General features: G+C 36.4%; 19 protein-coding genes. 13 read left to right on the forward strand and 6 right to left on the reverse strand.

The window, feature by feature from the left end:
- Positions 1 to 269: 269 nt before the first annotated feature.
- Entirely contained in the window at positions 270 to 1,448 is a 1,179-nt protein-coding gene (locus BM260_RS15035) for an MFS transporter (RefSeq protein ID WP_093538159.1), read from the forward strand.
- A complete protein-coding gene (locus BM260_RS15040) occupies positions 1,445 to 3,196 on the forward strand; it encodes a methyl-accepting chemotaxis protein (protein ID WP_093538160.1) in 1,752 nt (583 codons plus the stop codon). Before BM260_RS15035 ends, BM260_RS15040 begins: the two co-directional genes overlap by 4 nt.
- Before the next feature lie 58 nt (positions 3,197 to 3,254).
- Here BM260_RS15040 and BM260_RS15045 read toward each other — a convergent pair whose 3' ends face one another.
- Positions 3,255 to 3,482: a hypothetical protein gene (locus BM260_RS15045; protein WP_093538161.1), complete on the reverse strand. Its 228-nt coding sequence runs from the start codon at positions 3,480 to 3,482 to the stop codon at positions 3,255 to 3,257.
- A gap of 235 nt (positions 3,483 to 3,717) precedes the next feature.
- Here BM260_RS15045 and BM260_RS15050 point away from each other — a divergent pair, with 235 nt between their 5' ends.
- The 3 genes from BM260_RS15050 (at position 3,718) to BM260_RS15060 (ending at position 6,483) form a co-directional block, all read left to right on the forward strand.
- Complete coding sequence (locus BM260_RS15050; RefSeq protein WP_093538162.1) at positions 3,718 to 4,914, forward strand: MFS transporter; 1,197 nt, start codon at positions 3,718 to 3,720, stop codon at positions 4,912 to 4,914.
- Between the two features lie 227 nt (positions 4,915 to 5,141).
- On the forward strand, positions 5,142 to 5,579 hold the full coding sequence (locus BM260_RS15055) for a hypothetical protein (RefSeq protein WP_093538163.1): 438 nt from the start codon (positions 5,142 to 5,144) through the stop codon (positions 5,577 to 5,579).
- Between the two features lie 64 nt (positions 5,580 to 5,643).
- Complete coding sequence (locus BM260_RS15060) at positions 5,644 to 6,483, forward strand: DUF2785 domain-containing protein (protein ID WP_093538164.1); 840 nt, start codon at positions 5,644 to 5,646, stop codon at positions 6,481 to 6,483.
- Between the two features lie 46 nt (positions 6,484 to 6,529).
- Here the strand turns inward: BM260_RS15060 and BM260_RS15065 are convergent, their stop codons facing one another.
- The 4 genes from BM260_RS15065 to BM260_RS15080 all read right to left on the reverse strand — a co-directional run bounded on the left by BM260_RS15065 (position 6,530) and on the right by BM260_RS15080 (position 11,133).
- A complete protein-coding gene (locus tag BM260_RS15065; protein WP_093538165.1) occupies positions 6,530 to 7,669 on the reverse strand; it encodes a zinc-dependent alcohol dehydrogenase in 1,140 nt (379 codons plus the stop codon).
- Between the two features lie 163 nt (positions 7,670 to 7,832).
- On the reverse strand, positions 7,833 to 9,206 hold the full coding sequence (gene rlmD, locus BM260_RS15070; protein WP_093538207.1) for a 23S rRNA (uracil(1939)-C(5))-methyltransferase RlmD: 1,374 nt from the start codon (positions 9,204 to 9,206) through the stop codon (positions 7,833 to 7,835).
- A 165-nt stretch (positions 9,207 to 9,371) separates the two neighbouring features.
- Positions 9,372 to 10,184, reverse strand: a complete 813-nt coding sequence (locus tag BM260_RS15075) for a polysaccharide deacetylase family protein (protein ID WP_093538166.1) — start codon at positions 10,182 to 10,184, stop codon at positions 9,372 to 9,374.
- A gap of 52 nt (positions 10,185 to 10,236) precedes the next feature.
- Positions 10,237 to 11,133, reverse strand: coding sequence for a TIGR01777 family oxidoreductase (locus BM260_RS15080; RefSeq protein ID WP_093538167.1), 897 nt, complete (start codon positions 11,131 to 11,133; stop codon positions 10,237 to 10,239).
- Between the two features lie 101 nt (positions 11,134 to 11,234).
- On the opposite strand from BM260_RS15080, the gene recX reads away from it, so the two are divergent.
- From recX to BM260_RS15095, 3 genes are read left to right on the forward strand one after another with little or no spacing between them, the layout of a single operon-like run.
- The gene (recX, locus tag BM260_RS15085; protein ID WP_093538168.1) at positions 11,235 to 12,047 is read left to right on the forward strand and encodes a recombination regulator RecX; all 813 of its coding nucleotides are present in this window, start codon (positions 11,235 to 11,237) and stop codon (positions 12,045 to 12,047) included.
- Entirely contained in the window at positions 12,040 to 12,369 is a 330-nt protein-coding gene (locus BM260_RS15090) for a YfhH family protein (protein WP_093538169.1), read from the forward strand. The genes recX and BM260_RS15090 overlap by 8 nt, the downstream gene beginning before the upstream one ends.
- A 1-nt stretch (position 12,370) precedes the next feature.
- Positions 12,371 to 12,637, forward strand: a complete 267-nt coding sequence (locus BM260_RS15095) for a YfhJ family protein (protein WP_093538170.1) — start codon at positions 12,371 to 12,373, stop codon at positions 12,635 to 12,637.
- Positions 12,638 to 12,673: 36 nt separating this feature from the next.
- Here BM260_RS15095 and BM260_RS15100 read toward each other — a convergent pair whose 3' ends face one another.
- A complete protein-coding gene (locus BM260_RS15100) occupies positions 12,674 to 13,657 on the reverse strand; it encodes a metal-dependent hydrolase (RefSeq protein WP_093538171.1) in 984 nt (327 codons plus the stop codon).
- Between the two features lie 120 nt (positions 13,658 to 13,777).
- Between BM260_RS15100 and mutY the strand changes: the two genes are divergently transcribed.
- The 5 genes from mutY (at position 13,778) to BM260_RS15125 (ending at position 18,923) form a co-directional block, all read left to right on the forward strand.
- A complete protein-coding gene (gene mutY / locus BM260_RS15105; RefSeq protein WP_245762746.1) occupies positions 13,778 to 14,842 on the forward strand; it encodes an A/G-specific adenine glycosylase in 1,065 nt (354 codons plus the stop codon).
- A 2-nt stretch (positions 14,843 to 14,844) separates the two neighbouring features.
- The gene (fabL, locus tag BM260_RS15110; protein ID WP_093538173.1) at positions 14,845 to 15,591 is read left to right on the forward strand and encodes an enoyl-[acyl-carrier-protein] reductase FabL; all 747 of its coding nucleotides are present in this window, start codon (positions 14,845 to 14,847) and stop codon (positions 15,589 to 15,591) included.
- Positions 15,592 to 16,282: 691 nt separating this feature from the next.
- Entirely contained in the window at positions 16,283 to 16,435 is a 153-nt protein-coding gene (locus tag BM260_RS15115; protein ID WP_245762747.1) for a gamma-type small acid-soluble spore protein, read from the forward strand.
- Positions 16,436 to 16,572: 137 nt separating this feature from the next.
- Complete coding sequence (ntdP, locus tag BM260_RS15120; protein WP_093538175.1) at positions 16,573 to 17,112, forward strand: nucleoside tri-diphosphate phosphatase; 540 nt, start codon at positions 16,573 to 16,575, stop codon at positions 17,110 to 17,112.
- Between the two features lie 59 nt (positions 17,113 to 17,171).
- Positions 17,172 to 18,923 carry an ABC transporter ATP-binding protein gene (locus BM260_RS15125; RefSeq protein ID WP_093538176.1) on the forward strand — a complete coding sequence of 584 codons (1,752 nt, stop codon included), beginning with the start codon at positions 17,172 to 17,174 and terminating at the stop codon, positions 18,921 to 18,923.
- The last annotated feature ends 18 nt before the right edge of the window (positions 18,924 to 18,941 follow it).

Raw genomic sequence — 18,941 nt, forward strand, 5'->3', positions numbered from 1 at the left:
TCAATAAGATACATAGAAGGGAGGCCGTAGTGAACAGTCGACCATTCTAATCAGTTGAAAGAGGGTGTATAGACATTTCACCGGCAGACAGGCCGAAAATGCAGTTATGAATATACAAGTAAATAATAGTTATATGTAAAGGCTCAGTCCATTATCTTACAGAGATATCGGCTGAGCCTTTTGTTGTGTAAATTTATATATTACCCATTCTTATTCTCTGCTAAACTAAAGCTATTATGAAATTAGTTTGGATAAAAAGAGGTATTAATATGCATGAATTTACATTAGAAGAAAAAAGACGTTTTAGAATATTAGTTGCTATTGTTTCAATATCTGGTTTTTCGCAAGGGATGTTGCTTCCTTTAATTTCTGTAATTTTTGAACAAGATGGTGTTAGTGCTACTTTAAATGGATTAAGTGCAACTGGATTATACATAGGTACGTTGTTAATCTCTCCTTTTATGGAACCACCTCTACGAAAATTCGGATACAAACCGATAATAATTGTAGGTGGACTTCTTGTTATTGTGTCCTTAATGCTTTTTCCTTTGTGGAAAAGTGTAGCCTTTTGGTTTGTGTTGCGGCTATTGATCGGAATTGGTGATCATGCTCTTCATTTTTCGACACAAACTTGGATTACTAGCTTTTCACCACAGCATCGATTAGGTAGAAATATTGCAATTTACGGATTATCATTTGGCGTAGGTTTTGCGGTGGGACCTTTATTTGTCCAATTAGTGGAGATCTTTGAAGGTTTACCGTTCATTGTTTCGAGTATCCTTTGTTTAAGTGCGTGGGTCCTTGTATTCTTCATTAAGAATGAGAAGCCTGAAGTTTTTTCCGATAGTGCCTTAATAGCTGGGACCTGGAAACGCTTTGGAGCAGCATTTGCAGTTGCATGGATAGCATTTATACCACCGTTTAGCTATGGTTTTTTGGAGTCCTCACTGAACGCAATCTATCCTGTGTATGCACTACGTAATGCTCTAGACGTTACAGATCTTTCTTATATATTAGCAGCATTTTCTATCGGGGGTGTTGTATCTCAGCTGCCATTAGGGGTATTGAGTGATCGCATCGGTCGAAGAAAAGTGTTGATCGTGGCATTGGCCATGGGTTCTTTAACATTTGGCCTAGCTAGTATGTTCGAAACTTCCGTACTAGTCATAGGAAGTATGTTTTTTATAGCAGGTACATTTGTAGGTTCAACGTTTTCCCTTGGTATTTCGTATATGACCGATTTAACACCAAAAGAATTACTACCAACTGGCAATTTACTCTGTGGAATTTTCTTTAGTTTAGGGAGCTTGTCTGGACCGTTTTTAGGTGGGCTTTTCATACAACTATTTGATGGCCTAAGTTTCTTAATACTTATAGCTCTATTGTTAGGTTCATTATCATTTCTTATACTCATCTCCAATCCACAGAAGAAAGGTCGATTGTTATGAAGCAAAAATCATCTAAGTTAGGAAGTAAAATTACACTCTATATTGTCGTAGGCATTCTTTTACTCGTAGCATTATTTACCACTGTCCTTGTTTACAACACGAACAAAACTGTAAAAGATTCATTAGGAGGAAATGGCATACATATTGCGCAAAATATCGCAACGTTAGTAGATGTTCCAGCCTATGAAGAATTTAAAAAGAACCCTGAACAAAATGAAAAGTACTGGGAATTAAGAGAAGAGTTAAATAATTTACTAATACAAAATGGCATATTATATGCGTATATTACGGATATTCCTAAAGAAGGAGAAACAGCCACCATCATTGTCGATGCTGCAGGAAAAGATGATGATAGTGCTTATTTACCAGGGGATATAAGTGAAGGAACAAATTATGAAGCTGTAGAAGGTGCATTAACTGGAAGTGGAAGCTACACAGACTTAATTGAGGATGAAGAATACGGGGAATACCTATCATCGTATGCTCCTTTGAAAAATGAAACAGGAGAAATAATTGGGATTGTAGGAGTTGATATTTCTGCAGCAGATGTCCAAGTAATTCAACAAAAAAGCTTAAAAGAATCTGTTCCTTTTTCTTTGATAATGGTTATTCTGTTAGGTACAGTCATTACTTTAATACTCTATCGTTATGTTCGAACTGCATTGAAGCCACTAACAAATATGCAAGATGCTTCTATTAAGTTTGCAAATGGAGACCTTAGAGGGGCTGAAGAAGTATTAAAATCGGTGTCATTAAAACAGAATAATGAAATATTCGATTTTGCTAAATCATTCCGAAAATCCATTGTTCAATTATCCTCTATTTTAACAAATATGAATGGAACAGCGGGTTCGCTATTAAAAGTATCTGATGAATTAGAGGAAGTAATGAAGTCAGTTAGATCCTCAAATGATGAAATATCAGAGAGTATTTATAAAATAGCTTCTGGATCTGAAATACAGAAAACAAATAATGATGAAGCTCTAACTGCTATGGAAGAGATGACTATTGGCATCCAGAGAATTGCAGATTCTTCTACCTCAGTGGCCACATCATCAAGTGATATGACAGAACTTGTTACCTCAAGTGCAGCAAATTCTATGACAGTAGTTCACCAGATTAAAAACGTCGAGGCTTCTGTACTGGCAACTGAAAAACATGTGAAAGATCTAGGAGAAAAATATCAATCCATTGAAGAGATGGTTACAGTGATTACAGGTATTGCTGATCAGACGAATCTACTAGCATTGAATGCAGCTATTGAAGCGGCTCGGGCAGGTGAAGCAGGTAAGGGCTTTGCTGTTGTTGCAGATGAGGTTAGAAAACTAGCAGAAATGTCGAGAAACTCTGCGGAGGAAATACGTGATCATATTCAAGGATTCCAAACAGTAACTGTTCTAGCATTAGAAGAAATGGCTAGAAGCGCAAAAGATGTCCAAAGTGGATCATTAGCCGTCGAAGAGATCGGAAACGACTTGAATAAGGTACTGGAATCTGTTGTCCGTGTAAATGAAGAAGTGCAAGATGTTTCAGCTGTAACAGAACAAATGTCTGCAAGCTCCGAAGAAGTACTTGCATCCATGGAGCAAGTTACCGCTATTGTAAATGAGTCAGTAGAACAAACGAGAACTGTTGCTGTTTCGGCAGATTATCAAGTGGATACCGTTGAAAACTTAGACAAAACGATTCAAACTCTACAACATTCAGCGCATCAGCTTCAAAAAGCAATTAACCAATTTAATCTGTAATAGCGAAGCACTAAGGATTGTTCTTTTTTAAGAACAACCTTAGTGTTTTTGCTTTTGGCTATTTTAAAGATAAAGGCTTTTCTGGTCTATTAGGGCAATATTTGCAACTAGGGTCACTACATTTAGATTCTATCCAACTATTACATTTAGGACAAAAATACGTATCAAAATCATCATAATAAACTAAATTAAACTTGCATGTAGAACAATACTTTTCTTGTTCAATTTGACCATAAAATTCAAAGTCATCTATTATCACTTTGTTATCTACTTCTTTTATTTCCATGAAAATCTCCCCCTTAAGTTCATTTCCTACGTCCCATCCCTGAAAATAACAATATATAAACAACTCTTGACAATATTCTGAATAATAGGTTAGTCTGAGTTAATTATAGTAAAGGGAGAGATTCATATGCAAAGAATAACACTGACTTCTTCATTCAAATTGGAGGGCATGTTGGTTTAATAATATGATCTCCGATTTGATTCAATCCAGAATCAACTAAATCGGAGGAATTATAGTGAGCATACAAAATTTTTATTATACAATCACAAGTTCTAGATCGTTTTTTATCCAAATCGTATTTACATTAAATGCTATTTATTATGTAACGCAAGCAGACTTAAATGCATTGCAACTGGTTTTAATCGGCACAATTATGGAAGTTTCCGTTCTCTTGTTTGAAATGCCAACTGGCTTGTATGCAGATCACTACGGACGAAAGCGTTCACTAGCACTGGGCACAGTTATTATTGGTTTGGCACATGTACTTGAAGGGAGTACGCCAGAATTTTGGGCGATTGCTATCGCTTCTGCGATGTGGGGAATAGGCTGGACTTTCATAAGTGGAGCTGAACAAGCATGGATTGCGGATGAGTTAGACGGCGAAGACTTAGACACCACGTTCCTTCGAGGTTCACAATTTTCTTCTTTTGCACGTTTTACAGCAATTTTGGCCAGTGTGGCAATTGCGGCTGTTTGGTCGGTGCAAACGGCGATTATATTCGCAGGTGTCATGCTGATTGCCCTTTCATTCTGGGCATTCATCAAGCTACCCGAAACCAAGTTTGTCAAAGTAACACGTGAAAAAGGTGTCTCGGGTGTCACTCATATGGTTACCACTATCAAAGCTGGACTATCACAGATTCGTGGGAATACTATGCTAGTTAGCATAGCGGTAGTTACGTTATTATGGGGACTTGCGAGTGAAGGATTCGACCGTTTATATGGAGCCCATTTCATTACTGACTATAATTTGTCGGAAGATGAGTCCATCTACTGGTTCGGTGCTTTTTATGCGATTGCATTTTTACTTAATATTGTCGTACTACGTTTTGTTGAGAAAAACGTGAAAGGTCGCTACGCGGATGTCCTATTGCTTATAAATGCAGTGTTGACAGGAACGATGCTAATTTTCGCATGGACAGGTCATTTCTGGATAGCTGTGGTGATGTACTGGGTGACAAGTGCACTGAGAAACGTAAACTATCCATTAATGAGCATCATTACAAATGAACAAATTGAATCGAAAGGTAGAGCAACAACACTTTCCATGTTTGGGCAACTTGATGCTTTTGGACAAATTGTTGGGGGCCCATTAGTAGGATTGTTAGCATTATACACAACAATTGCAGGAGGCATTTCGGCATCTGCATTCCTGATTTTACCCGTTCTTTATTTCTTATGGCGAATGAAGCGGAAAACAGGTCATTTCTAATTTTTCAGTACTTGATGCGAATGAGCATCAGGTACTATTTGATTGGAGTGATATGTGATAAGAGCTACTCCATCAATATGATGCCAGTTGTTGTAGCCCTTTAGTTTAAGTGATAACCTTCACGACAATGATGTATGTATCTTTACCATAACTGTAATTGTGTAACTTTTCTGCCTACTTTACGTATAATCAATAAATACACTACTTCAAAAAAAGGAGTGGAATCGATGATAACGCTGAATGCAGAAAAAAAGTATATAAATTTACTTCTATACTTGCTTCTCATAGCTTTTGTGCTGGTCACATACACCTTGGATTTATATCCAGCAGCACATCAAATAGATTATAGTGATGAGCAATCTTTTACTATAACTAAGAAAGGTATGCTTCACTCGGAGCAACATAAGGTTATCAAAACAGAGGAATCCACCTTAAAAGTTGCGCTGATAGATTATGAGGTAAATTTTCTGAAGGCACTTTGGCTTGCGGGTATTATAGTATTCTCCATGTTTTTTATTAATCTTGTTAACTTACTGGAACAAGGGAGTATTAAGCCAGCCCTTATAATATCAGCTATTTATATCGTTATTTTTATAGGGGCTCTTTTTGTCTATATAGATAGATTCCTTTTTGTAAATGAAGTAATTAAGAAATTAATAGTTTGAAGATCAACTAAAATGAACAAATAGATATTGTTTAATGAAGAATGGAAGGAAATGATATTTTCAAATGGAAGCAATGGAACTTAAAGAGATATTATCGGAGCTTAAAAGTGGGGAAAGAATTTGGGAAGCCGAGGAAACAGTCATTATTATCAAATCGATGATTGAACATATTGGTTCTTCAGATGGCGAGTTGAGAGATCAATTAATATATAGCTGGTTTTATCATTTAATAATAAAAAAGAATTTGCTAGATCAGGATCTGTTGAAGGAACTATTAGAAGTGGCACTAAAGGATTTGTTATTGAAAGGTATTGGAGATAAAGACACAGATACTGTATTCACAAGGTCTTTTACTACTCTTTTAATAGCACTTATCCTATCTAGAGACAACGAAGATAACTTTCTTAGCCAAGATGTAATTTTGCAAGTAAAAAATAAAATAGTAGATTATATTAATCTTGAAAAAGACTTAAGAGGATATATTCCATATAAAGGATGGGCTCACAGTGTAGCGCATGTCGCAGATACTTTGGATGAACTGATAAAAAGTAAAAAAGTAGGTGTAAAATACTTTGGAGAAATCTTAAACGCACTGTGGGATAAAGTCCTTGTTTCCACTACTGTTTACATTCACGAAGAGGAGGAAAGAATATTAGTTCCAATACTGGAGATGCTCGAACGAGGTCTAGAAATAAAAGAAATACAATCATTGTTACAGCAAATACCAGATGAATTACATAAACAGAAAATGTTAGTGAAGGAAGAAGAGTATTGGTATTTATATGCAAACTGCAAGTCATTCTTAAAAAGCTTCTTAATTGAAGTTCAAAAAAGACCAAAATTATATCCTTTGCAAAAAAGTATTGAAGATTGCCTTGAATCGGAATGGAATTTTATGTCATGAGAAAAGGACAGACAAGTTGAATGTCTGTCCAATGTATTATATATAATTAAGGTTTTAACACGAATTTAATACTTTCTTCTTCATGATCATGGAAAGTTTTATAAGCATCGCTTGCTTTGTCTAATGGCATACTATGTGTAATAATTTCTTTCGGATCGAATTCACCGTTCGTAATTTTATCAAATAAGGTAGGCATATAATGTACAACTGGGGCTTGTCCCATCTTTAGGGTTACATTTCGTTCGAAAATATTACCTAGTGGGAACATATTATACAATGACCCGTAAACGCCTGTTAATTGAATTGTCCCAAACTTTCTTACTGCGTTTATTCCGATATCTAGAGCACTTAATGTTCCACCCTGGAGTTTTAGCTTTTGTTCCACTTTTTCAACCATCGACATTTTACCGTCCATACCTACACAGTCAATCACTACGTCTACTCCACCGTTAGTAATTTCTTTAATATGTGAACCCATATCATCGTATTGTTCAAAATTATACACTTCAACATTATTCATCTTTATAGAATGTTTTAAACGATAATCTAAATGATCCACTGCAATTACTCTCTTTGCACCTTTCATCCAAGCAAACTTCTGTACCATCAGACCGATAGGACCTGCTCCTAAAACGGCAACGGTGTCTCCTTCTTTCATGCCAGAGTTTTCAACACTCCAATAGGCAGTAGGAAGAACGTCTGAAAGAAATAACAAAGATTCATCTTCTAGTTCACAAGATTCCGGTATTAAAAACGGCAGATAGTTTCCATATGGTACTCGTAAGTATTCTGCCTGACCCCCAGGGAAATTACCATAACGTTCGGTAAAACCAAAGTAACCCCCTGTGTCCAAGGCTGGATTATCATTAGAGTTATCGCATTGGCTTTCCATCTCATTTTGACAATAAAAACATTCGCCACATGATACGTTAAATGGAATAACTACTCTATCTCCTTTTTTAACTTTCGTTACTGCTGGTCCAACCTCTTCCACTATTCCCATTGGTTCATGCCCGATGACATAGTCCTTTCGAGTCGGCATGGCACCTCTATAAATATGAAGATCTGATCCACAAATAGCTGTAGTGGTAATACGTACGAGGATATCATCTTGTTTTTCTAATTTGGCATCGGGAACTTCTTTTACTTGGACATCTTTGGCACCTTGATATGTGACAGCTTTCAAAAAAATCTCCTCCTTTAAAAGTATGTTCAATTTAATCTTTCCCTATGATCTCCAAATTAAAACTCACGAAGATATGATGAGGGTGGGGAGTGAGAAAAGTAATAATCATTAAAATCTGGTAGAAAAAATAAAAATCCCGAGAAATAATTCTCGGGATTTTTTATTATTTTAGTATTAATAATGTTACTGCTTCAACATGTGCAGTTTGAGCAAACATATCAACAGGCTGGATGTATTCTATATTGTAAATTTCTTTAAGAGCAGCTAAATCCTTCGCAAGTGTCGATGGGTTACATGATGTGTAAACAAAACGTTTTGGTTTAATATCCAAGATCGTTTTTAACAATTCATCATCTAAACCTGCGCGTGGTGGATCTACTGTTAATACATCTGGAACGAATCCTTCATTTTTCCACTTTTGTAACCAATGTTGTGCTGTACCATGTACATATTGCGTATTTTTGAAGCCATTTCGCTTGGCATTCTTTTTAGCATCTTGAACAGATTCTTGAATAATATCCATACCACGAACCTCTTTGGCATTTTTTGCAAGCCATAGTCCGATGGTGCCGACACCACAATAAGCATCTACGATTGTTTCTTCTCCTGTAAGAGCCGCAGCTTTTTCGATCTCATTGTACAAATGCACTGTTTGTTCCGGATTTAACTGGAAGAATGCTCGAGCAGATAAATCGAAAGCTAATTCTCCAAGCTTTTCATGAATCGTTTCTTTCCCATGTAAGTTAATCGTCGTATCACCAAATATTAGCGAAGTATCTTCTGCATTGATATTCTGACTAATGGACACTATATTAGGATCAATTGCTCTTATTTTTTGAACTAGTTCTTCTTTTTGATGCATTTTCTTTTGAGTTGTCACAAGGGTAACTTGAATTTGTCCAGTTTTCATACCCGTACGAACGACAATTGTGCGGACGACTCCTTTAGAATTTCTTCCATCATAGATAGAAATTTTCATTTCTTCCAGGAATCTTTTTATTTCATTTGTAATATGGGTAGTAGCCGGGTGTTGAACGGAACATTCGTTAATATCGATTAACATATTGGATTCTTCCGCGTATAATCCAGCAATAACTTTATCGCCTAATTCTCTCACTTGGAATTGGCTTTTGTTGCGATAGTGCCATGGGTTTTCCATGCCAATCGTTGGTCTTACATCAATTGATGGGGCTAAGTCTTTCACATATCGTTCTAAAGCCTGTATAACTAAATCTCTTTTTACAAGCAGTTGACTTTCATAAGTCATGTGCTGTAACTGACATCCGCCACAGGATTCATATACTGGGCAAGGTGGAGTAACACGATGCGGAGACGCTTCTCTTAAAGTTTTAACTTCTGCTTCGGCATACTTAGGATTTGCTACTGTCACTTTCGCAGTAATTACTTCTCCTGGAAGTGCTCCTTTAACAAAAACAACATTACGTTTAAAGAATCCAACGCCTTCCCCATTGATACCAAGTCGTTTAATCGTCAGGGGGAATTCTTGTCCTACTTCTATAACTGATTTTTCACTCATACCTTCACGTCCTTTATCCCGCTTTAACTTGCAGTAAAATCCCCACTGGAATAGCCAGTGGGGATTAACTCCAAGTAAAAGTCCGATTGGCTCAACTAACATTCAGTGGAAAATCATCACTGAATGAAGTTTCCCTTTATAATCTTCCTTCTATTATAAAGGAGTTTATTCAGGAAGCAAAGTAAGCGGAATATCCAGATTATTCATGACTAGATCATCTAGTGTTCCAAATGTATATCCCATTTTTCTAGCATCCTTGATGAACATTGGTAAGCCCTCTGCATTATCAGGAGATACTGTGTGCATTAAGATGATTGCACCAGGGTGGATTTGGGACATTAGCTCATCATAAGCATATTTACCGCCTTTTTTCTGATCCTTATGCCAGTCAATAAAAGCTACAGACCAAAAGATATGCTGATATCCTATTTCATTGGCAGCCTCTAGCACTTGTTCGTTAAAAATGCCTTCCGGTGGCCGAGTGACGGTTGTTCGGGTTAATGAAGTTAGTTCACTTAAACGTTTATCAAATTTTTGCAGTTCTTTTTTGACACCATCCTTAGAGAGCCTTGCTAGGTTAGGGTGTCCATATGAATGGTTGCCAATCTGGTGTCCCTCTGCAATCATTCTTTTTACTAAAGGAGTTGCACTTTCTAAATAGTGCCCAGTTAGAAAGAATGTAGCTTGAATGTTTTCACCTTTCAAAGTATCTAAAATACTCTCGGTATAGCCGTTTTCATAGCCGTTATCGAATGTAAAATATAGAATTTTTTCATCTGCAGATCCCTTATATATGGAACCATGTTTTTTGAGCAAGGCATCCATTTCTCCACCTGCTTCTGCTTGTTGTTCATTTGTAGCTTTTTTTAAGCCCCAATGGATTTCCTTATCAGCTTGGGCAGAAAAAGGTTTATTCATAAATCCGATACTTAAAATGATTGTTGCAATAATAATTCCTACTAGGTGAGATTTCCACATAAAAACGCAACCTTTCTTTTTTAAGTAGGTTGCGCCAATAAGAGTTAGTTATTCATTTATAAATAGCGCGTAAAGCACTTTCTAAATTAGGAAAATGGAATGTATAACCTTCATCCAGTAGAACCTGTGGTATAACATGTTGGCCTTCTATGACAAGCTGACTTTTTTCACCTAAAGCAAACTTTAAAGCAAAAGATGGAACGGGAAAATAATGTGGCCTTTTCAATACAGTTGCTAAGGTTTTTCCAAAATCGTTCATCTTTTTTGCATGTGGCGCAGTAATATTAAATGGACCATTAATGGGTTGTTCTATTGCAAATAATAAGGCACTTGCAACATCTTTAACATGTACCCATGACATCCAATTATCACCTGTTCCAATAGGTCCACCAACAAAAAGCTTGTATGGTAATGCCATCAATGGAAGTGCACCTTCAGATTTACCTAAAATAATTCCGAATCTACCATAAGCAACACGTATCTGAAGCTCTTCTGCACTTTTAGCTTTCAGCTCCCAATCTCGAACTGTTCGAGCTAGAAAGTCAGTACCAACTTCTTTTGATTTTTCTGTATATCTTGTACTAGTCGAGGCTGGATAAATGCCAATCGCACTTGCATTTACTAGTACTTTCGGTTTTACAGCAAGCGCTTTTAATATCCGGAGCAGTTCATCCGTTGTTTGCATCCGACTGTCATAGATTTTTTGTTTTTGTACTTCTGTCCATCGCCCATTATTAATGGACTCACCAGCCAGATTTACAAAAGCATCGATGCCTTCTAACTGTTTTTCAGGGTGGGCATTTTCAGATAGCCACTGTACATATGTTATGCCATGTTCCGTTCCCTGTTTAGAACGAGATAGTATATATACATCATGTCCTTTTTGCAACAGTAACTTTGTCAGTTCGCTTCCTACAAATCCAGTTCCTCCAGTAATTGCAATTTTCATTTATCTTCAACCTCCTTCTTAGTTTTATCATAACAGTTCAATCATTTATCACCAACCAACTTATACGTTATAATTGAAGAAAGACGAATGGAGAGAGTAATGTGCCGGTTATTACGAGAATTGGACGACAAAAGAATAATAATGAACGGTATAATTTATATTTGGATGAAAAGTATGCATTTAGTTTGGATGAAGCAGTTCTGATCAAATACCAATTATCTAAGGGCAAAGTCATCGAAGAATTTACACTAGATGAAATTGTTTTTGACGATGAAGTAAGAAAGGCGTTTAACAAAGCGATTAACTTTTTAAGTTACCGTATGAGAAGTGAGTACGAAGTAAAACAAAAACTATTGCAAAATGAGTATGGTGAAGCAGTTATATTAGAAGCAATTCGAAAATTATATGAGTATGGCTTTCTTAATGATGAAAGCTTTACGAAAGCCTTAGTAGAAACACAAAAGAAAAATAGCAAAAAAGGACCTACTGCAATACGTCAGGAACTGAAGAAAAAAGGAATTGATAAAGATCTTCAAGAGAAAGTATTGGGCAATTATTCAGAAGAAGAGCAAGTAGATATAGCGAGAACTTTGGCAGAAAAAATTATCAATCAAAATCAGGATAAAACACCAAGGCAGATAAAACAAAAAGTCCAAGATACACTTCAAAGAAAAGGGTATAATTTTAGTATAATTACCCAAGCACTTTCAACATTCGAATTAGAAAAAAATGAAGAAGAATGGATCGATATAATTGCTACGCAGGGAGACAAAATTTGGCGAAAACATTCGGCTAAATATAAAGGAAACGATCTACGAAGACGTATAAAGACAGCGTTATATCAAAAAGGTTTTCCTGCAGAACAAATTGATCTATATATAGAAAAGAAGGAGTTGGAAGAGCAAGATGAGTGAAAAAAAATATGGTGATATGACTGTACCAGAGCTTAGAACGGAAATTGCAAATTTAAAAGAGAAATCACGAAAAGCCGAGCAACTAGGAATAGTAAATGAATATGCCGTTTACGAAAGAAAAGCATTGATGGCCCAAGCTTTTCTAATAGATCCTGCTACTATTAAACCAGGTGAGATGTACCGAATTATTGGAGATCCTGGTGTGTTTTTTCAGGTAGAATACTTAAAAGGAAGATTTGCATGGGGTTACAGATTAGGTGGAGAAAAATATGAAGAAGCCTTGCCAATCTCAATGCTAGAATCACTGGAGGAAAGAAAATAATATGCAAACAAAAATAGATGAATTAACTTTCGCACTTCTAGAAAAAAATGATAAGCTATCTGCTGCAAAGGCAAGAGCTTGGATAGAGTTACTATGGTCAGACTTTGAATCCTCGTATGCCAAAGCTGGATATGATTATAAAGGGGCTGCTGTCACAGAAATGGTCATTAGAAAATGGATAGATGGCTACGGTGCACAGCTACATGAATTTGCAAATACGAACGAGAAGTATAAACATTTATTGGAGACCGACGATTTTAGCAATTAAAAACGCTAGGAAATGTATCCTAGCGTTTTTTCTTTATTAGTTATGTGGGATAAAATCTAGCTTTTTACGTAGCTTATCTTCACTGAATATCCAACCTGTGTAGGAATTGACTATTTCTAAATCTTCATTTAAATGTGCCACGGCTACGAATGGATAAAAGTCATTACTGCGATATCGTAAGTCAATTAGTCTTACTTCATATATATGCTCAAATTCCGTAATCTCCCAGCGGTAAATAGGAGAAAACGAAGTAAATGCACTCATATTTTGGTCTTTCAAAGCAGCTTTTACTAAATCAGATTCGGGCAGCGGATTACGTTCGAACTTATCATAAATAGTGATAGATCTGCCGTATGCTCTTCCTACATAATGATGTGTTTTAGAATTTGCAGCTACTCTCCATTGAAAAAATTTCATCGTAGGTGCAACAATAATTTCATCTGCATCGGGAATAGTATGCTTAACAGAATTTTTCACTGCATGCTGTACGGCGAATCGTAAAATATAGTACAGGAAAATAATAGCGTACATAGTAAGAAAAGTTGGTACAGGATTTAAGCTTAACATCCATAAAAGTATACCAACCACATGAATACCAAAAATAATTGGATCAAATGTATTAATAACTCCCAGGGCAACCCATTTCTTTGAAAATGGCCTTAAAGCTTGAGTTCCATAAGAATTGAAGATATCTACAAAAACATGTACAAATACAGCAAGAAAAGTCCATAACCATAAATGCAGTAAATTGGCTTCAGGGAAAATAAGCCATAACACACCTGCTATTAAAATAGGCCATAAAATAACGGCTGGAATTGAGTGAGTAATTCCACGATGATGTCGAATATAAACTGCATTATTGCGTAATTTTAGAACAGTATCTATATCAGGGGCTTGAGAGCCTATAATTGTACCTGCTATAACTGCAGTCGTTGTAAGTGTGCTCCCTGCAACAACGGGGTCAATAAGAGAGAGACCGCCTAGTGCAACACCCATAACAACATGTGTACCTGTGTCCATACAACCAGCTCCTTTAGGATTACAGCTTACTACATCTTAAAATAGATTAGTTAAAAAACAAAGCCGCTACTATTCATATACCCAAATTTAATGTCAATAATCGCAAGGAAGGATTTTACAGTGAACGAATTATACAAAAAAAATGTTAGAGAATCTCTAGTTTCATGGTTTTTAGAAGAAAAACGTGACTTGCCGTGGAGGAAAACAACAGACCCATATAAAATTTGGGTTTCCGAAGTAATGCTACAACAAACAAAAGTGGATACGGTTATTCCTTATTATGAAAGATTTATCGCAAAATATCCTTCACCACAATCATTAGCTAATGCAGAAGAAGGAGAACTATTAAAAGAGTGGGAAGGATTAGGTTATTATTCCCGTGCGAGAAACTTACAGAGTGGTGTTAAAGAAGTAGTTGAACATTATAATAGCGTTGTACCTTCCAATCGAAAAGAAATTTCCAAGTTGAAGGGTATTGGTCCATATACTGCTGGTGCTATTTTAAGTATTGCATACGGAGTGCCAGAACATGCTGTAGATGGCAATGTTATGCGTGTACTTTCTAGAGTCTTATTGATAAAAGAAGACATTGCGAAGCCAAAAACAAAGAAAATATTTGAAGAGGCAGTAATGGATTTGATAGATCGTGAAAATCCCTCTGCCTTTAACCAAGGTCTTATGGAACTAGGTGCAGTAATTTGTACCCCAACTAAACCAAAATGTCTTTTGTGTCCATTGAGAGAAAATTGCTCTGCATTTTTTGAAGGTGTGCAAGATGAGTTGCCTATAAAAACAATTCAAAAGAAATCAAAGACCCATAAAGTGAAAACAGTAGTTATACAGAATAAGGATGGACATGTATTACTTGAAAAACGAGCTTCTAAAGGCTTACTAGCGAATATGTGGCAATTCCCAATGGTAGAGTTACCAACGCCTAACCATACAGTAGAAGAGATTGTCGAACATGATTACGGAATAGAGATTGAAAAAGGTCCGTTAATCAATGAGTTTAAACATGTGTTTTCGCACCTAGTATGGGAAATGGAAAGTTTTGAAGCAATCTTGAAGCAGGAAAAAGAGCTTCCTAATCGTTGTAAGTGGCTTACTATAGAAGAAATAAATCTACAACCGATGCCCGTCCCGATGTTGAAAATTTGGAATGCATGGAAAGAGAGGGAGATTTGAAAATGACAACAAATAAAGTAGCTTTAGTTACAGGTAGTAGCAGAGGTTTAGGGAAAGCTATTGCTATCGAACTTGCCAAAAACGGATATGATATCGTCGTAAACTATGCTCGAAGTAAAACCGCTGCTCTTGAGACAGTGAAGGAAATTGAAAACCTAGGAAGAAAAGCACTTTTAGTAAAGGCGAATGTAGGAGATGTGGAAAAGCTTCGTGATATGTTCCACACTATTAAAGAAGAGTTTGGTCGTTTAGATATTTTTGTTAGCAATGCTGCTTCCGGTGTTTTAAGACCTATTATGGAATTAGAGGAATCACATTGGGACTGGACAATGAATATTAACGCCAAAGGAATGTTATTTGGTGCCCAAGAAGCGGCTAAGTTAATGCCAGACGGTGGGAAAATTTTGGGGATCAGTTCTTTAGGGTCTATCCGTTATTTAGAAAACTACACAACAGTCGGAGTTTCAAAAGCCGCAATAGAATCACTCACAAGGTATTTAGCAGTGGAGCTTGCACCTAAAGGAATTGTAGTAAATACTGTATCTGGTGGTGCGCTCGACACTGACGCACTCAAGCATTTTCCAAATCGAGATGAATTACTAGACGATGCCAGAGTAAATACACCAGCAGGACGGATGGTAGAAATAGATGACATGGTCAAAACAGCTATGTTCTTGCTATCTGATGACGCTTCCATGATTAGAGGCCAAACAATTATTGTCGATGGCGGAAGATCGTTAAAAATGTAGTGTCTTACACTCCCACTAATTTTTCAGCTAGGAAGACATAAATGCGTGGCGTGCAACGGCCACATCTGAGTAAAACTTCTTATATTGGTATAATGAAGACTGTCTATCTAAACTTGAAGGCGAAGATGCAAATGTAAACTAGATTCATAAATGACTATCTATTTATAGTAGCTATATACTTCATACACAGTGGTCGGTTGGATGTGCGCCTTCCAAGCCGCATGAGCGCAAAGAATGAGACTTTAAAAGGGTGAAGGAACGGAGTGACTCATCCTTAAAGGCTCATGCGTAGCGTGCGGCAGCGCACATCCGTGTAGAAATTTCTTTTATTGCTAGTACTCTATATGAAATTGACTCATTGGTATAATGAAGACTGTCTATCTAAACTTTAAGGCGAAGATGCAAATGTAAGCTAGATTCATAAATGACTAACTATTTATAGTAGCTATATACTTCATATACAGTGGTCGGTTGGATGTGCGCCTTCCAAGCCGCATGAGCGCGAAGAATGAGACTTTAAAAGGGTGAAGGAACGGAGTGACTCATCCTTAAAGGCTCATGCGTAGTGTGCGGCAGCGCACATCCGTGTAGAAATTTCTTTTATTGCTAGTACTCTATATGAAATTGACTCAAAGAATGAATAAAATTATGCCATCTGCACATGATAGGAATGTACGGAGGTGAACAATCCATGAAGAATAACAGAAAACAGCAGAACCAAAACCAAGAGTTTGCTTCTGAAACTGATATTCAAAAAGTTAAAGAACAAAATCGTCAAGCAGAGTTGAAAAAACAACAAGCTAGCGGTCCACAAGCAAATCGTTCTTCTAACCGAACTAAATAACATGGATTCACCAAAAATCAGCGAGGGTAAATAACCCTCGCTGATTTTTTTACTATAGTTTTTTACATTGAATTGCTATAATAAGAAAATAAGTATAAAAATTCTAAATTTACGCTTGATGAAAAGGTGGCTAAATCATGGCGATTCCAAATGAAGGAGAAACTATTCAAATTCACAGCTACAAGCATAATGGTCGAATCCACCGGGTCTGGCAAGAAACGATGGTTTTAAAAGGAACCAAAAATATTGTAATTGGAGCAAATGAACGAACACTTGTAATTGAATCCGATGGTAGAACTTGGATTACTAGAGAACCTTCTATTTGTTACTTTCATGCAGAATATTGGTTTAACATTATTTGTATGCTACGAGAAGATGGTGTATACTATTACATCAACATGAGTTCTCCATTTGTCTATAACAATGGAATGCTAAAGTACATTGATTATGATTTAGATGTGAAGGTATTTCCTGATATGACCTACACAATTCTGGATGAAGACGAATATGAGCAACATAAAAAAGAAATGAAGTATCCAGAAGAAATTGATGGTATTTTAAATCGAAATGTCGAGAAGCTCATTTCCTGGATCAAACAAAGAAAAGGTCCGTTTGCACCAGATTTTATTGAGGCTTGGACAAGTCGTTATCATTTTCAAAAACAGTTGAATGAGTAGTTAGAGAAACCTGTTGAAATATGCAACAGGTTTTTCTCATGGTAGAAGGGAGTTTTTATATGAATTCGATGAAAAGATATATGGAATTTGTAAAACCGTATAACTTTCAAATTTTCTTGACAATCGTCATAGGGGTTATAAAATTTGCTATCCCATTATTTATTCCGATTCTTATCAAGATTGTAATTGATGATATTATCGGAGCAGAAGCATTAACCAATGATGAAAAAATGACTCAATTAATATATTGGCTTGGCGGGACTGCATTAGTATTCTTAATCGTCCGACCACCAATAGAGTATTATAGACAATACTTAGCGCAATTAGTGAGTAATAAAATCTTGTTTGATATACGTAAGAAAATGTATATCCATTTACAAAAGCTTAGCTTAAAGTACTACTCCAACACACGTGCTGGCGAGGTTATTTCTCGAGTTATCAATGATGTGGAGCAGACGAAAAACTTTGTCATGATTGGATTGATGAACGTCTGGTTGGACCTAGCGACTATTTTAATCGCTATCGGCATCATGTTAACGATGAATGTAAAGCTTACTTTAGTTACATTATTAGCATTTCCGTTCTATGCATTCAGCGTTAAATACTTCTTCGGAAGATTACGGGATTTAACAAAAGAGCGTTCTCAAGCATTAGCTGGTGTTCAAAGTTACTTACATGAGCGTGTACAAGGAATGAGTATTATTAAAACCTTTACGCTAGAAAAACATGAACAAAAATTGTTTAATGAGACAAATGGAGAATTTTTAGATGCAGCAGTAAAACAAACAGTATGGAATGCAAAAGCATTTGCAGTAGTTAATACGATTACAGATATTGCTCCTTTACTTGTTATTGCTTATGCGGGTTATGAAGCTATTCATGGAAGACTTTCTGTAGGGACAATGGCTGCATTTATTGCTTATGTGGAGCGCTTATACAGCCCGTTAAGACGTTTAGTAAATTCATCCACAACATTAACGCAATCATTCGCTTCGATGGATCGTGTATTTGAGCTAATGGATGAAGAGTATGATATTGTCGATAAAAAAGGTGCTTCTACTTTAGGAACCTCTAGCGGAGAAGTGACATTTTCTAACGTATCATTCCAGTATGAAAAAGATGGACATATGATTTTAGAGGATATCGATTTCCGTGTTAATGCAGGAGAAACAGTAGCTTTTGTAGGTATGAGTGGCGGTGGTAAATCGACTATTATTAGCTTAATTCCTAGATTTTATGATGTTACTAAGGGACAAATACTAATTGACGGTAAGGATGTTCGTGATGTCACCATTGAATCCTTAAGAAAGCAAATTGGTATAGTGCTACAAGATAATATTCTTTTTAGTGATTCGGTCAAGTCCAATATATTAATGGGGAAACCTGGTGCTACAGATGAAGAAGTAGTGGAAGCGGCTATAGCAGCAAACGCACATGACTTTATCATGGAGCTTCCTGAAGGATATGAAACAAAAGTCGGCGAGCGTGGAGTGAAACTTTCAGGAGGTCAAAAGCAGCGTGTTGCGATCGCCAGAGTATTTTTGAAAAATCCATCTATTTTAGTTCTAGATGAAGCAACTTCAGCATTAGACTTAGAGAGTGAATCTTTAATACAGGATTCTTTAGAGAAGCTAGCTTCCAATCGTACGACCATAATCGTAGCACACCGTCTATCTACTATTACGCATGCCGATAATATAATCGTTATTGAAAATGGTAAAGTGATTGAGAACGGTTCACATGCGCAATTGATGAAACAAAAAAATACTTATTACAATCTATTTCAAATTCAACAACTTGATACAGAATAATACTCAAACATCTTATAA

The sequence above is a fragment of the Psychrobacillus psychrotolerans genome (assembly GCF_900115805.1).
Lineage (GTDB): Bacteria > Bacillota > Bacilli > Bacillales_A > Planococcaceae > Psychrobacillus > Psychrobacillus psychrotolerans.

Excerpts from the sequence above, each read along its gene's own strand:
- BM260_RS15035 (WP_093538159.1), top strand. The coding sequence starts at position 270 with ATGCATGAATTTACATTAGAAGAAAAAAGACGTTTTAGAATATTAGTT.
- BM260_RS15075 (WP_093538166.1), bottom strand. The coding sequence starts at position 10,184 with ATGTGGAAATCTCACCTAGTAGGAATTATTATTGCAACAATCATTTTA.
- fabL (WP_093538173.1), top strand. The coding sequence starts at position 14,845 with ATGACAACAAATAAAGTAGCTTTAGTTACAGGTAGTAGCAGAGGTTTA.
- BM260_RS15040 (WP_093538160.1), top strand. The coding sequence starts at position 1,445 with ATGAAGCAAAAATCATCTAAGTTAGGAAGTAAAATTACACTCTATATT.
- BM260_RS15060 (WP_093538164.1), top strand. The coding sequence starts at position 5,644 with ATGGAAGCAATGGAACTTAAAGAGATATTATCGGAGCTTAAAAGTGGG.
- BM260_RS15125 (WP_093538176.1), top strand. The coding sequence starts at position 17,172 with ATGAATTCGATGAAAAGATATATGGAATTTGTAAAACCGTATAACTTT.
- BM260_RS15115 (WP_245762747.1), top strand. The coding sequence starts at position 16,283 with ATGAAGAATAACAGAAAACAGCAGAACCAAAACCAAGAGTTTGCTTCT.
- BM260_RS15090 (WP_093538169.1), top strand. The coding sequence starts at position 12,040 with ATGAGTGAAAAAAAATATGGTGATATGACTGTACCAGAGCTTAGAACG.
- BM260_RS15055 (WP_093538163.1), top strand. The coding sequence starts at position 5,142 with ATGATAACGCTGAATGCAGAAAAAAAGTATATAAATTTACTTCTATAC.
- rlmD (WP_093538207.1), bottom strand. The coding sequence starts at position 9,206 with ATGAGTGAAAAATCAGTTATAGAAGTAGGACAAGAATTCCCCCTGACG.
- ntdP (WP_093538175.1), top strand. The coding sequence starts at position 16,573 with ATGGCGATTCCAAATGAAGGAGAAACTATTCAAATTCACAGCTACAAG.
- BM260_RS15095 (WP_093538170.1), top strand. The coding sequence starts at position 12,371 with ATGCAAACAAAAATAGATGAATTAACTTTCGCACTTCTAGAAAAAAAT.
- BM260_RS15100 (WP_093538171.1), bottom strand. The coding sequence starts at position 13,657 with ATGGACACAGGTACACATGTTGTTATGGGTGTTGCACTAGGCGGTCTC.
- BM260_RS15045 (WP_093538161.1), bottom strand. The coding sequence starts at position 3,482 with ATGGAAATAAAAGAAGTAGATAACAAAGTGATAATAGATGACTTTGAA.
- BM260_RS15080 (WP_093538167.1), bottom strand. The coding sequence starts at position 11,133 with ATGAAAATTGCAATTACTGGAGGAACTGGATTTGTAGGAAGCGAACTG.